9 protein-coding genes and 1 pseudogene are annotated in these 13,902 nt (G+C 52.4%); 2 read left to right on the top strand and 8 right to left on the bottom strand.

Annotated features, from left to right (window positions below; translation table 11 throughout):
• Positions 1 to 33 precede the first annotated feature (33 nt).
• The 5 genes and pseudogenes from recG to rny all read right to left on the bottom strand — a co-directional run.
• A pseudogene (gene recG / locus BN3911_RS06585) lies at positions 34 to 2,079 on the bottom strand (ATP-dependent DNA helicase RecG); the annotation flags it as partial.
• Between the two features lie 278 nt (positions 2,080 to 2,357).
• A complete protein-coding gene (locus BN3911_RS06580) occupies positions 2,358 to 4,046 on the bottom strand; it encodes a DAK2 domain-containing protein (protein ID WP_066863040.1) in 1,689 nt (562 codons plus the stop codon).
• A gap of 319 nt (positions 4,047 to 4,365) precedes the next feature.
• Entirely contained in the window at positions 4,366 to 5,139 is a 774-nt protein-coding gene (locus tag BN3911_RS06575; RefSeq protein ID WP_066863038.1) for a TIGR00282 family metallophosphoesterase, read from the bottom strand.
• A gap of 5 nt (positions 5,140 to 5,144) precedes the next feature.
• Complete coding sequence (locus BN3911_RS06570; protein WP_187127697.1) at positions 5,145 to 6,092, bottom strand: aminoglycoside 6-adenylyltransferase; 948 nt, start codon at positions 6,090 to 6,092, stop codon at positions 5,145 to 5,147.
• A gap of 129 nt (positions 6,093 to 6,221) precedes the next feature.
• Positions 6,222 to 7,775, bottom strand: coding sequence for a ribonuclease Y (gene rny / locus BN3911_RS06565; RefSeq protein WP_066864248.1), 1,554 nt, complete (start codon positions 7,773 to 7,775; stop codon positions 6,222 to 6,224).
• Between the two features lie 688 nt (positions 7,776 to 8,463).
• Between rny and thrS the strand changes: the two genes are divergently transcribed.
• Together thrS and BN3911_RS06555 are read left to right on the top strand one after the other, a co-directional pair.
• Entirely contained in the window at positions 8,464 to 10,398 is a 1,935-nt protein-coding gene (gene thrS, locus BN3911_RS06560; protein WP_066863033.1) for a threonine--tRNA ligase, read from the top strand.
• Between the two features lie 254 nt (positions 10,399 to 10,652).
• Positions 10,653 to 11,189: an LURP-one-related/scramblase family protein gene (locus BN3911_RS06555; protein WP_066863030.1), complete on the top strand. Its 537-nt coding sequence runs from the start codon at positions 10,653 to 10,655 to the stop codon at positions 11,187 to 11,189.
• Between the two features lie 126 nt (positions 11,190 to 11,315).
• Here the strand turns inward: BN3911_RS06555 and BN3911_RS06550 are convergent, their stop codons facing one another.
• From BN3911_RS06550 to BN3911_RS17835, 3 genes are all read right to left on the bottom strand, one after another.
• Positions 11,316 to 11,948: a flavin reductase gene (locus BN3911_RS06550; protein WP_066863027.1), complete on the bottom strand. Its 633-nt coding sequence runs from the start codon at positions 11,946 to 11,948 to the stop codon at positions 11,316 to 11,318.
• Between the two features lie 145 nt (positions 11,949 to 12,093).
• Entirely contained in the window at positions 12,094 to 13,401 is a 1,308-nt protein-coding gene (locus tag BN3911_RS06545; RefSeq protein ID WP_066863024.1) for a carboxylesterase/lipase family protein, read from the bottom strand.
• 43 nt (positions 13,402 to 13,444) lie between these two features.
• On the bottom strand, positions 13,445 to 13,879 hold the full coding sequence (locus BN3911_RS17835) for an HIT family protein (protein ID WP_276778510.1): 435 nt from the start codon (positions 13,877 to 13,879) through the stop codon (positions 13,445 to 13,447).
• Positions 13,880 to 13,902 lie beyond the last annotated feature (23 nt).

Genomic DNA, 13,902 nt, shown 5'->3' with positions numbered 1-13,902 from the left:
CCCTTTTCGGCTTCTTCGAACCTTGTCAGAGCGTTACAGCACCACGTTGTCACTGCCGGTTTTTGCAAACAGACGGCGCATTTCAGCGCGCAGGCCCCGGTATTCCTCGGCGTCCAGGACATTTTTGGACATGATTTCCCGGGCGCATTCCTGGGCTTTTTTCAGCACTTCCAGATCGCTGCTCATGTCGGCTATGGTGAGCTGGGGCAATCCGTGCTGGCGCTGTCCAAAGAAGTCTCCAGGACCCCGCAGCTTTAAATCGGCGTCGGCAATTTGGAAGCCGTCGCTGGTATCCCGGAAGAGCTTCAGACGTTTGAGGGTATCTTCATTCTGAATATCCGTCACCAGAATGCAGGTGGACTGAAAGCTGCCTCTCCCGATGCGCCCTCGCAGCTGGTGAAGCTGGGATAGGCCGTACCGTTCCGCGTTTTCTATCAGCATAATCACGGCATTGGGAACATCCACCCCCACTTCCACCACTGTGGTGGAGACCAGAAGCTGCAGGGCTCCCTCTGAAAACTCCTTCATCACCGCGTCTTTTTCCGCAGGCTTCATCTTTCCATGGAGGATACCTACAGACGCATGGGGGAAACAGTCCTTTACCAGTCCGGCGTATTCTTTGACGCTGGCAAGCCCAGTCTCATCCTCTTCAATCAGCGGGCAAATGAGATATCCCTGCCGTCCCTCGTCCAAATGCTTCTGTACAAAACCGAACGCCCGTACGCGCTTTTTGGAGTCAATCAGATAGGTCTCGATCTTCTGCCTTCCCGGTGGAAGCTCATCCAACACGGAAATATCCAAATCCCCGTACATCATCAGGGCCAGTGTACGGGGAATAGGGGTGGCGCTCATCACCAGAAAATGAGGGGAAGTCCCTTTTTGGGCAAGGGCGGAGCGTTGTCCTACCCCGAAACGGTGCTGCTCGTCCGTGATCACAAGGCCCAGATCCCGGAATGCCACACCCTCACTGAGCAGCGCATGGGTACCGATGATCAGGTCGATCTCCCCGGCCTCCAGGGAGGCATAGAGCTTCCTTTTCTCTGCCGCTTTTACTGACCCTGTGAGCAGGGCAACGCGGATTCCGGCAGGCTCCAGCAGGCTGGAAAGGGATGTAAAGTGCTGAGCCGCCAGAATTTCCGTGGGCGCCATCATGGCGGCCTGCATGCCGGCGGAGACCACACACCAGCACAGGGCGGCCGCAACAGCAGTTTTGCCGCTGCCCACGTCTCCCTGAATCAGCCGGTTCATGGGGGAATCCCCCGCCATATCGGAAATTGCCTCTGAGATGGCCCGTCTCTGGGCATTGGTCAGGGAGAAGGGAAGCAGCTTTTCGAATTCCGCCGGGAACCTGTTTGGCAGCGGATGCAGGTTTTTCTCCTTCCGCCCTCTTTTGATACGCATCAGCCCCAGCTGAAGCACCAGAAACTCCTCAAAGATCAGCCGGTAGCGGGCCACGTCAAGCTCCGCTTCGGATTTTGGAAAATGGATGTGTTCCAGGGCAAAACCCAGGTGGCACAGCCGATATTGGCTGCGCAGGGCATCGGGGATAGGGTCGCGCAGGGTTTGAGGAAGCAGGAGCAGGGCGTTTTGCATGGCAGAGGAGATGATGCGGGAAGTGAGCCCCTGCGTGGCCGGATAGACCGGGACAATGGAAAGGCTTTTTGATATGGGCAGAAATTCCGGAGAGAGCATCTCGCGCTTGAAAAAGGAACCTGTGACCTTACCGCGAAACACATAATCCTGTCCTTCTCTCAGAAGGGACGGGATATAGCGGTTGTTGAAGAAGGTAAGCGCAAGATCGGATTCTCCGTCTGTCACAACAGTTTTATACAGCAGCATACCGCCCTTTACCCGATGCTCGGTGGGTGCTTTCACGACGGTGGCATGTACTACATTGATTTCATTCAGAACGGTATCCCGGATAGGCGTGGGTTCGCTCCAATCCTCATAGGCGCGGGGATACAGCCGCAGCAGATCACCCACCGTGGGAGCGCCCAGCTTCCTGTAAAGGGCGGCGCGTTTTTCTCCTACGCCCTTCAGTTTGGTAATTTCCATTTCGAACAGGGACGGCATAGCCGCGCCTCCTTCTGGCCTGTTTTCACTGTTTTTTGATCTTGATTTTTTGAAAAACGAAAGCTCTGCCGCGAAAAGAGGAAAGCAGTTTCTCTATACGGGCGGTAGGTTTCATTTTGGTATGCCATCGTTTTTTTTGTCCCGGAGCCGACAGATTTTTTCCTCTTGGCTGGCAGGCTTTTTTCCTTAACAAAAGAAACCTTCCCCGAGAGAAAGGTTTCTTGAGATTCTGTCCGGCAGCGCATGACCATGGTGTCCCTTAAGAACGGCTGGGGCGAAAATATTTATTCGACGGAGATGATGAAATAATAGACAGGCTGACCGCCGTTTACCAAGGTGATCTCCACATCGGAATGGATCTTGGAAGCCAAGACGCGCTTTGCCTCCTCCGCCTGTTCGTCGGTGATGCCTTCGCCGTAGATCAGGGTGATAAAGGAGGTGTGTTTACTGGTAAAGGAACGAGCCACCCGGGCACAAGCCGCTACGGGATCCTTCTCGATATATTCCAGCTTGCCGTTGCAGAGGCCGAGGATATCTCCGTGATGGATGGTATGTCCGCCGAATTCGGAATCGCGGGCGGCAAAGGTGACCAAACCCGTATCCACGTTCCCGGCAGCCTCCAACATGGCCTCCCGGTTGACTTCCGCGTCTGCATCGGGATCAAAAGCCAGCATGGCGGAAAGTCCCTGGGGAATGGTTTTGGTGGGAATCACTACCACTTCCCGATCCGTAGCCAGGGGAATGGTCTGTTCCGCGGCGAGAATGATATTCTTATTGTTGGGCAGCACAAAGACTTTTTTGGCAGGTGTGGCGAGCACGGCCTCCAGGATATCCTCTGTGCTGGGGTTCATGGTCTGCCCGCCGCTTACCACGGTGGAACAGCCCAAATCCAGGAACAATCCTTTGAGCCCCTCTCCGGCCGCAACTGAGACAAAGCCCATTTCTTCTGTGGGTTCCTGAGGCTCCAGACGGGAAGGCTCAGGGATATCCAAAATACCGGCGGCTGCTTTGGCGGCTTCATTTTCCTCTGCCGCCTTGCGGTGCTGTTCTTTCATGTTCTCAATTTTTACGGTGAGCAGCTGGCCATACTGCAGGGCGGCCTGCAGAGCATCCCCGGGGTTCTCCGTATGCACGTGGGTCTTGATGATCTCTTCGTCGTCCACAACCACCACACAGTCGCCGATGGTCTCCAGGAAAAGGCGCAGGTCAAGCGGATCCTTTTCAATCTCAGGATCCCTGCCCACGATGAACTCGGTGCAGTAGGTGAAGGTGATTTCACTGTCAAATTCCGCAGCCACATTCCGGAAGAATTCCGCTGTCTCTTCGGCCTTTTCTTCCTCGGTAAGGCCGGACTCGAGAATGACGCCGCTGCGGAATACGCTGAGCATTCCCTCGAAGATCAGGCAGACACCCTGACCTCCGGCATCCACTACGCCTGCTTTTTTTAAAACCGGCAGCAGTTCCGGAGTTTCCTCCAACGCTTCCGCTGCGCCTATGCAGACTGCGTCCCAGATTTGAACGGGATCGCTGTCCAGCTCCAACGCTTCTCTGGCCCGTTCAGCCGCTACCCGGGCAACCGTGAGCATGGTGCCCTCCGTAGGCTTCATCACAGCTTTATAAGCCTCTTCCACGCCGATTTCCAGGGCGTTTACAATATCCTCGGAATCCACCTCTGTCTTTCCGGCCAATCCCTTGGAAAATCCCCGGAACAGCAGGGAGAGGATGACGCCGGAATTGCCGCGGGCGCCCCGCAGCATGGAAGAGGCGGCAACCTTGGCAACCTCTGAGGCAGGAGCGCTGTCCGGGAGCTTTTTCAGCTCGTCGGCAGCTGCGCCGATGGTCATGGACATATTGGTACCTGTGTCGCCGTCCGGCACGGGAAAGATGTTCAAATCGTTGACCTGCTTTTTGTACCTGGAGATATTGTTCGATCCTGATATCATCGCGTTTTTCAGCTGACTGCCTAGAATCACGGGTAACACATCCTTAACCATACTAGAATCGTTGTGCTTTGAAACGTATATAATCATTGTAGCATACCAAAAGATAAATTACAATCATTACATCTTTTGGAATCTGGTGGGAAATACAATTTCTGAAGGGCGAACAGTGCCGGCGATCAGCCGGCGGATTTCCGGGTAAAAACTGATCAAATCGCGCCGGATATCCCAGCGTCCATTCTGTGAACGGATTTTGGACATTTCTGGGTCGAAAAAACCTTAGGGCAGTTTTTCTCCGGCATTTTTCTGAACTTGCCTCAAAATTCGGGCGCCGGATTGATGCGGCGCCTCCCTAGCGCAAAGAAAGCCGTTCCACCGCGGTGCACAGGCCGGTTTTTTCCTCGGCGGTGAATAGAATACAGTCCATCCTGCAGGGACCGGGCGCATTTTCAAAACGGACGGGCATTTTGGAGCGGAGCTTTCTGATGATGAGTTCCGGCTTCACTCCCAGAACGGATTCGATGGGGCCGGTCATTCCCACATCTGTAATGTATCCCGTTCCGCAGGGAAGAATACATTCGTCGGCAGTCTGCACATGGGTGTGGGTGCCGAACACGGCAGTGGCCCGCCCGTCAGCCCAGTAGCCAAATGCGCGTTTTTCCCCGGTGGCCTCTGCATGAAAATCAACTACGCAGAGTTTGGGCAGTTCCGGCGTTTTCAGAAGCTCGTCAAGCGCGTCAAAGGGGGACTGCATACTTTCCATGTAAACGGTCCCCAGCAGATTGATCACAGCTATCTGAATCCGGCCCATATCCACGATACAGAGTCCTTTTCCCGGTGCGCCCATGGGAAAGTTCGCAGGACGGATCAGCGTTTCACAACTGTCGAAGGTGTCGTAAGATTCCCTCCGGCGGAAGGTGTGGTTTCCCGCGGTGATCACATCGACGCCGCTGTCAAACAGGTATTGGGCGGAAACCGGCGTAATGCCGTTCCCATCCGCTGAATTCTCGCCGTTCGCAATGACGAGATCGATGTCCTTTTGTTTTCGGAGAGAGGGAAGATGGGCCCGAAGAAATTCACAGCCGGCGCTTCCCACCACGTCCCCGATACAGAGAATATGAACCATGTACTCTATCTCCCTTCTGTTTTTGTAAACGGAAGCGGCGGGCCTCCGTGCTTGGCAATTTGGCGGGACAACTCGCTGTTCCAGCTCTCCTCCGGAGCCAAGCGGGCGACGAAGGGCTGGCCTTCCTGAAGAAAAGCGACGACGCGCCTGTCCAGAGTCCTGTCGCAGGGAAAGCCCAGCTTTTCCGCTGCCGCGGCGCTGGCATCGGAAAACAGGGAACAGGCGTTGAGCAGCGCTTCCCAAATTTCCTCGTGGTCCCATCGGGGATAGGTACGCTGATAGCGTTCCCAAAAACCGCCTGGAAGATACGGTGCCAGCGCGTCGCCGTATTTTCCAAGGGAAAAAGTAAATCCATGCCTAGCCCCAGCCAGCCATCCGAGCATCAGCCGCAGCATGCTGCGGGTACAGATTTCCAAATGATTCTGCGCATAGGAAAGCTGGCCGCGCAGCAGCGCTTTAGACACATAGGGCGCTGTCCACCAAAATTCAGTACGGCATTCTTCGAACAGCCGCAGGGTGGGCTTATGAATATAGTGAGAACTGCCGTCCGGCGGGGGAAGAGAAGGCAGTACCCGGTCTTTATCCAACAGTACGATGCTCAATTTGTCGTCAAAGCAATAGCCGTGATAGTCTTCCCGCTTTGCAACGGTTAGATCGATACGGTTTCCATCTGCAAACTGCATCAGGTAGACCGCGCAGTCCGGCAGATGTTCGTTGTACAGCTCTGATTCGTCGGTGCGCTCCATGACGAGCAATTCCCCAAACGCCCCGGAAATATCTCCCTGCTTATAGGGCGCTACGTCGGTGACAAGATAGACAATGTCATAATCACGGAGGCGGTCTAAGGAGGCCTCCGGATTTGCCCTTGAGCCATTGAGAATGACTGCACGGATATTCTCGTCTTCTTCCGCGAACCGGAGGATCAGCTCATACATTTCCCGTTCACTTCGCATGGTATCCCAGCATCCTTTCCCCGGGGTTTTGAAAATTGTAAAAATGGGACGCCCCATCGCAGGTTGCGCCCCATTTCCTTTTTTACAGATGTCTGCCCAGTTTACCGAAGGATAGAAAGACTGGGACAATTACTTCGCATAATCGATGGTTCTGCTCTCCCGGATCATATTGACCTTAATCTGTCCCGGATAATCCAGGTCCGCTTCGATTTTTTTACAAATCTCCCGTGCCAGCAGCGTCATTTTTTCATCGCTAACCACCTCTGGCCTTACCATGATGCGGATTTCGCGGCCGGCCTGAATGGCGTAGCAGCTTTCCACACCCTCAAATGAGGAGGCCACTTCTTCCAGCTTTTCCAGGCGCTTAATATAATTTTCCAGGTTTTCACGCCGGGCGCCGGGCCTGGCCGCCGAAATGGCGTCGGCAGCCTGCACAAGACAGGCAATTATGGTTTTAGCCTCCACATCGCCGTGATGTGCGGCGATGGCATGTACGACAGCTTCGCTTTCGCGGTATTTTCTGGCCACATCCACGCCGATTTCTACATGGGAGCCTTCAATCTCATGATCCAGAGCTTTGCCGATATCATGGAGCAGTCCGGCGCGCTTAGCCACAGTGGGATCCAACCCCAGCTCGGATGCCATCATGCCCGCAAGATAAGCCACTTCCAGAGAATGGTTCAAAACGTTCTGACCATAGCTTGTACGGTAACGCAGCCGGCCCAGCAGCTTTACTAGCTCATGATGGACGCCGTTTACACCCACCTCCAGCACGGCGCGTTCGCCTTCCGCCTTAATGGTTGCGTCCACCTCGCGGCGGGCTTTTTCCACGGTTTCTTCAATTCTGGTAGGATGGATGCGTCCGTCTGAAATCAGCTTTTCCAGTGCAATGCGGGCAACCTCACGGCGGACAGGTTCAAAGCTGGAAAGCGTGATGGCTTCCGGCGTATCGTCGATGATCAGGTCCACGCCGGTCAAGGTCTCGATTGCGCGGATATTACGGCCCTCACGCCCGATAATCCGGCCTTTCATCTCATCGTTGGGCAGGGGTACCACGCTGATGGCGGCTTCCGATACATGGTCGGCCGCGCAGCGCTGAATGGCGAGGGAAATGATTTCTCTTGCCGATTTTTCACAGTCTTCCTTGGTCTGCTGCTCATATTCCATGACCTTGACGGCCTTTTCATGGGTCAGCTCGCTTTCCAGGTTGTTCAACAGGTATTCCTTCGCCTGTTCTACGGAGAAGGAAGAAATTTTCTCCAGCATGTCAAACTGGCTTTTTTTCACGGCCTCGGCTTCCTTCAGACGTTCCTCGGCCTTCTTGTTCTTTTGATCGATCTGGTCCTCTTTGCGCTCCATGTTCTCGAGCTTTTTTTCCAGACTCTCCTCTTTTTGCAGAATCCGGCGTTCTTGGTGCTGAATCTCTTTGCGCCGGTTGGCCAGTTCCTTTTCGGAGTCATCCCGCATACGGTGGATTTCGTCTTTTCCCTCGAGCACAATTTCTTTCTTTTTGGCTTCTGCAGTCTTGATGGCGTCGCTCACGATGCGCTTTGCTTCCTGCTCAGCAGATCCTATAGCTGCTTCCGCCTGGTTTTTTCTGTGAGTGACACCCAGAAAAAATGCTGCTGCGCCGGCGGCCGCTGCTGCAGCGACCGCAATGACGATGCATAGCCATACAGCAATTTCGCCCAATTGGGCACCTCCTTTTTTTCATGTTTCATAGAGATAAATTCAGATAATTCAGGGGTTGAGACGCAGAATGCATCCCAAAAATGCATGGCAGCTTCGTCAAAATTCTTTCTTTATTTAACTGTGGAACTACATCTATAAGAAAAATGCATCAATAAAAATAAACAAGGAAAAAATATCGATCAAGCACACCAAGTGCATTCTGCATATAATTGTATCCCCTCTCTATGATGCTTGTCAAGAAAATTGTAAGATTTTATTCCCGGCGCAGAGGAGAAAATAGACCGGGGAAAATTGTGAGTTCCGGCTTGACAAAGCGAATGCCTGGTGCTATGATAGGCCACAACAAAATAAAAATGCGTTGATAAGGAAATCTTTTCTCAGGGCTTCTGCGAAAGAGAGCATGTGTCACCGGCTGAAAGCACATGCAGCAAAAGTGGGAAAGGGTACCGCCTTTGAGCAGCAGCCGATCGCAGAAAGTTTTTTTAGAAATTGTTTATTGCTTAAGGCTGGCCGGGTGGCTCCGTTATGGGCCGAATGAGGAAGTATCCCGCAGATGGGGTGCTTTGAATCCGGGTGGAACCGCGGGTTATCGAGAAATTTTAAACTTCGATGCCTGCCCCAGAATTTGCTGGGGCAGGCATTTTTTATGCCAAACCCGGCGGAAAGGATGGCGGAAGCTATGGTAAAGATCGACCTGAAGGGACAAGTGAAGGAATTCGAAAGCGGGATTACGCCTGCCCAGGTGGCGAAATCTATCGGCATGGGGCTCTATAAATCAGCCTGTGCCGCCCGTATTGACGGTAAAACCTGCGATCTGCGCACCCCGATTACTGAGGACTGCGCTTTGGAAATTCTTACTTTTGAAATTGAAGACGGGAAAAAGGCCTACTGGCATACCACCTCCCATATTCTGGCGCAGGCGGTACAGAGGTTGTATCCTGGTACGAAATTTGCCATCGGCCCCTCGGTAGATACCGGTTTCTATTATGATTTTGATCTGCCTTCTCCCATCTCCATGGAGGATTTGCCGAAGCTTGAAGACGAGATGAAAAAGATCATTAAAGAAGATATTGCCATTGAACGCTTCGAGTTCTCTCCCGAGGAGGCACGCCGGGAGATGGCGGGGCAGGAATACAAACAGGAACTCATTGACGAGCATGCCGGAAACGGTGAAAAGATCAGCTTCTACCGCCAGGGGGATTTTGAAGACCTGTGCGCAGGCCCGCACCTGATGAGTACGGGGGTAGTAAAGGCTGTAAAGTTGACAGCCATTACAGGCGCTTATTGGAGGGGGGATTCCGCCAAAAAAATGCTTACCCGCATCTACGGTGTCTCCTTCCCAAAACAGTCTCTGCTGGAGGAACATCTGCAGAAGATGGAGGAAGCCAAGAAGAGGGACCATAACAAATTGGGGCGCGAACTGGAACTGTTTACCACTTGTGATCTGGTGGGCCAAGGTCTGCCCATCCTGCTCCCTAAGGGCGCACGAATCGTACAGCTGCTGCAGCGGTTTGTAGAAGACGAGGAGCAGAAGCGGGGATGGCTGCTGACCAAGACTCCTTTTATGGCAAAGAGCGACCTCTATAAGCTTTCCGGCCATTGGGATCACTATCTGGATGGAATGTTTGTGCTGGGAGATCCAGAAAAGGATAAGGAAGTATTTGCGCTGCGTCCCATGACCTGCCCCTTCCAGTATCAGGCGTATCTCAACAAAAAGCGTTCCTACCGCGACCTGCCCCTGCGTTATGACGAAACCTCCACCCTGTTCCGAAACGAGGCCAGCGGCGAAATGCACGGGCTGATTCGCGTGCGTCAATTCACCATTTCCGAAGGCCATCTGATGTGCCGCCCGGATCAGCTGGAGGATGAATTCAAAAGCTGTCTGGAGCTTACAACGTTTATGCTGAAAACGCTGGGCTTGTATGAGGATGTTTCCTACCGCTTCTCCCAGTGGGATCCCAACAACCGGGAAAAGTATATCGGCACCACGGAGCAGTGGGACGAGGCACAGGGTGTGATGAAAAAGATTCTGGATCATCTGGAAATTCCTTATTCCATCGGCATCGACGAGGCCGCCTTCTATGGCCCCAAGCTGGATATTCAGATCAAGAACGTGTTCGGTAAGGAAGATACGCTCATCACCATCCAAATTGATCAGATGTTGGCGGAAAAATTCGGTATGGAGTATACCGATAAGGACGGCAGCCAGAAAAATCCCTATATTATTCACCGTACGTCTATCGGCTGCTATGAGCGCACGCTTGCCCTGTTGATTGAAAAATATGCCGGTGCGTTCCCGCTTTGGCTGGCGCCCGTACAGGTGAAGCTGCTGCCCATTGCAGACCGGCATCTGGATTACCTCTATGAGGTCAAGAAAGCATTGGAAGACAAGGGTATGCGTGTGGAAATTGATGACCGCAGTGAAAAGATAGGATATAAGATTCGTGAGGCCCAGTTGGAAAAGGTGCCTTATATGATTGTTGCAGGCGATAAGGATATTGAGAACAACACCATTTCTGTCCGGCACCGCTCAGAAGGAGATCTGGGTTCCATGACTCTGGCAGCCTTTGTGGAAAAGGCTGTGTCGGAGATCGATTCTAAGGAGATCAAGTGAGCTTTCAGAAAGTCTTAAGAAGCTTCCTTATTGTTTTTTAGAAGATCGCTTTCTGCAGTAAATAAATAACTGAAGGAAAAGGAGGAATCCGCCCAGTTGGATCTGGGCGGATTTCGTTTTTATGTACCTATAGGCATCTGTTGGAATTTGTGAATTTTCGGCTTGATTTTGCGCAGTTAATTCCCTGCTGTTGACAGGGGAAATGATCCAAGTCTACAATAGTTACATGAAATATCGGAAAGGGGTAGAGAGCGATGGAATTGTTTATGAAAGAAAAAGTGTTCAGCCTGCACGATACCTACCATGTATATGACATGGAGGGCTCGGAGAAATATCAAATTAGGAGCAAGCCGATTTCAATTACCAATCAGACCTCCCTCTATGATATGGAAGGAAAAGAACTGGCCCATATTCACAGAAAAGTGATCTCCATGCATGAAACCCATTTTATTGAGATCGATGGAAAAGAGGTCACTGAAGTGCGTACCAAGCTGTTCCATCCCATTCACCAGGAGATTGATGCGCCGGAGATAGGTTGGCAGATTCGTGGAAACCTTTGGGATCATGATTTTTCCGTGCTGGATTCTGCTGAGAACGTGCGCGCTACCGTTCACCGGAAATGGATTTCTCTCGGAGAGGGCTACCAGATCAGTATCGCCTCTGACGAAGATATTGTGTTGGTGCTGGCTCTGATTGTCACGCTGGAGAGGATTCTCACCGACCGCAAAAATGAGAGTATGACCTCGTCTTCCAATCCTTCCGGGAATTCCGGCAGTTCTAACAACAGTTGAGTGCAGTTGTAGGATCGAAAGTTTTCTATAGAAAAAAGGCCTGGATTCTCGAAAATCCAGGCCTTTTTTATTCAAGTTCGGCGCTTTTTTACAGGAGTTTTCCTTGTCCCCCTGTCGGGGCAAATTCTACTCGGCTGAGACAGGCTCGAAAGCTTCGGAACCGCGTTTGCAGATGGGACATATGAAATCTTCCGGCAGAGTGTCTGATTCCAGAACGTATCCGCAGATTTTGCAGCGGTAGCCTTTTACAGCGGGTTCCGGCCGGTAGCTGGAAGCTTTGGGAGGAGTGAGGCCTTTTTTAACCAGATGATAATAGGCGTAGGTCATTGCATCTTCTTCCTCGAGCACTTGAGCCTCCTGTACTTCTCCCAGAAATACCATGTGGGTGCCTGCATCCAGCTTGCCCACCACCCGGCAGGAATATCGGGCCACAGTTTGTTCAGTGAGGTAAGGTACGGCGTTTTCATCCTCCGTATGCGCCCAGTTGGCAAATTTGTCCAAATCCCGGCTGCACCGGAATCCAAAGTCCCCAATCAGCTCCATCTGGGCAGATTGTGCAAGAGCCACTGCGGCAAAAACGCCGGATTCTTCGATGAGCCGTTCCGTTTGATTGTCCTTATGAATGGTCACCAGCAAGCGGGCGGGCTGTACTGTGGCTTGCGTGAGGGTGTTCACCACACATCCGGCGGTCTGGTCCCCGCTTTTAGTGGAGACGATGTAAAGCCCATAATTCATCTTGTCAAATGCCTTTATGTCCATATTGTCTGCCTCCTAAAATAAAAAATAAAAATAATTCTTAATTTATCTCATTATAATCTCTTTGTAAATTATTGTCAATAAAAAAGAAGGGATGTCAGCCATTTTTATGCGGCTGACATCCCTTTCTATAGGGAACAGGCAAACTTCAGTTTTGAACTCCCAGGCTGCCGTCCAGCACTATGGGGGAGCGGTGAGATTCGGTATAGGCGCTCCAATCAGGCAGTCCCTCTCCGTTGGGATTCCCCGATTTGACGAAATTAGCCCAATAGGAAGACATAATGCGGGACAACTCCAGGTCACAGGGTTCCCAGGGACGCCAACAGCGGGGATAGGTTTCAAACTCGTACCAAAGCTCGCAGGAATGGAATGCGCCGGCATCATCGCCGGGAAGTTTCCTATCAAAATAATAGAAATACGCAGGACTGAATCCGAGCTTCAAAAGATTCTCACACCAACGGGCGCCGCTTTCCTGCAGCAATTTACCGTCGCCGATATCGTTGCCGGTAGAGCCGATCATGTAGTCAATCCGATGGATCCGGCCGCTCTCGGCAATCTCGTCTGTTGTGCCGTGCAGCAAATATCCGTCGCGGTGCGGGGTCCAGCGCAGGCCGCTGTTATCCAGGACGGCATATGCAGCCTGACACAGCGTGTCAGCCGGTACTGCGCGAAGCTGTGCGATGGTCTCTACACCGAGTTCTTCCATCAATTGTTGGGAAATAGCCCACAGCTCCTCTTTAGAGGGGGTGGTGTGAAGAGCCTTCAGACCGCCGCCGCTCTGCAATATGGCCCGCTGAAGCATGCCTTCGGCAAGGGGAGAGGATACGATAGTCTGCACGCTCATACAGCCGGCAGACTGACCGGCTATGGTGATCAAGTCAGGATCTCCGCCAAATGCGGAAATATTCTGCCGCACCCAATTCAGCGCGAAGATCTGATCCAGGATCCCATAGTTTCCGGAAACTCCCTCCTCATTTTCCGGTTCCAGTTGGGGATGGGCGAAAAAGCCGAAGACATTGACGCGGTAATTGATTGTGACCAGAATCACGCCTTTTTTCGCAAAGCCTTCGCCGTCAAATTCTTTCTCACTGCCGCAGCCATGCAGAAATGCGCCGCCATGAATCCAGAACAGTACGGGCAGCCGGTCTCCAGGTTTCGCAGCGGCAGGCGTCCAGATGTTCAGGTACAGGCAATCTTCATTTGTTTCCGGAACCATGTCGTCATAGAATTCCTTGGAATAGAAATCCATTTTTGTCAAATCCGCCTGAGGGCAGCGGGGAGCAAATTTCCTGCAGGGCAGGATTCCCTCCCAGGCGGCATGCTCCTGGGGCCTGCGGAACCGCAGCTCTCCCACAGGGGGCTGCGCATAGGGAACCCCCCGGAAAATTACGGTCTGTTTGTCCTCGCTGAGCAGACCTTCCAGACTTCCCTGCTTTGTTGTAACGATAGTTTCCAAATCAACATTCCTCCCTCAATTTGTTTTCTTTATTCTTCGGCGGCTATTTACCGCCTTTTTGTACCTTTTCCTCTTCCTTCGGCAGGGAGATCATGCTCAGCTGCCTGCACACTTCCGCCAGGTCTCTGTCATTTTTTCCCAGAGAAGGCCAGGCGTTCAAGCCGTCGTCCCGTCTGCGGGGGATGATGTGGAAGTGCAGGTGTGGTACGGACTGTTGGGCGCTTTCGCCGCTGGCGTTCAGGATGTTTACCCCTTGATAACCGCAGGAGTTTACATAATGTTCAGAAACCGATTTTACAGTCTCCATCAGATGAGCCGCGGTATCCTCTCCGCATTCTACAAGGTTTTCCGTATGCTGTTTGGGAATCACCAGGGTATGGCCTTCTGCATCCCCTGCAAGATCCAGAAAGGCCAGGGTATATTCGTCCTCGTAAATCTTATAGCTGGAAGCTTCCCCCTCGGCGATACGGCAGAAGATACAGTCCTCCCGGGGCGGACCGT

The organism is Neglectibacter timonensis (genome assembly GCF_900048895.1).
Classification (GTDB): domain Bacteria; phylum Bacillota; class Clostridia; order Oscillospirales; family Acutalibacteraceae; genus Acutalibacter; species Acutalibacter timonensis.
This window is presented reverse-complemented; position numbering and strand designations above follow the sequence as displayed.

Coding starts and splice junctions, on each gene's coding strand:
- BN3911_RS06575 (WP_066863038.1), bottom strand. CDS start 5,139: ATGGTTCATATTCTCTGTATCGGGGACGTGGTGGGAAGCGCCGGCTGT.
- BN3911_RS06570 (WP_187127697.1), bottom strand. CDS start 6,092: ATGCGAAGTGAACGGGAAATGTATGAGCTGATCCTCCGGTTCGCGGAA.
- thrS (WP_066863033.1), top strand. CDS start 8,464: ATGGTAAAGATCGACCTGAAGGGACAAGTGAAGGAATTCGAAAGCGGG.
- BN3911_RS06555 (WP_066863030.1), top strand. CDS start 10,653: ATGGAATTGTTTATGAAAGAAAAAGTGTTCAGCCTGCACGATACCTAC.
- BN3911_RS06550 (WP_066863027.1), bottom strand. CDS start 11,948: ATGGACATAAAGGCATTTGACAAGATGAATTATGGGCTTTACATCGTC.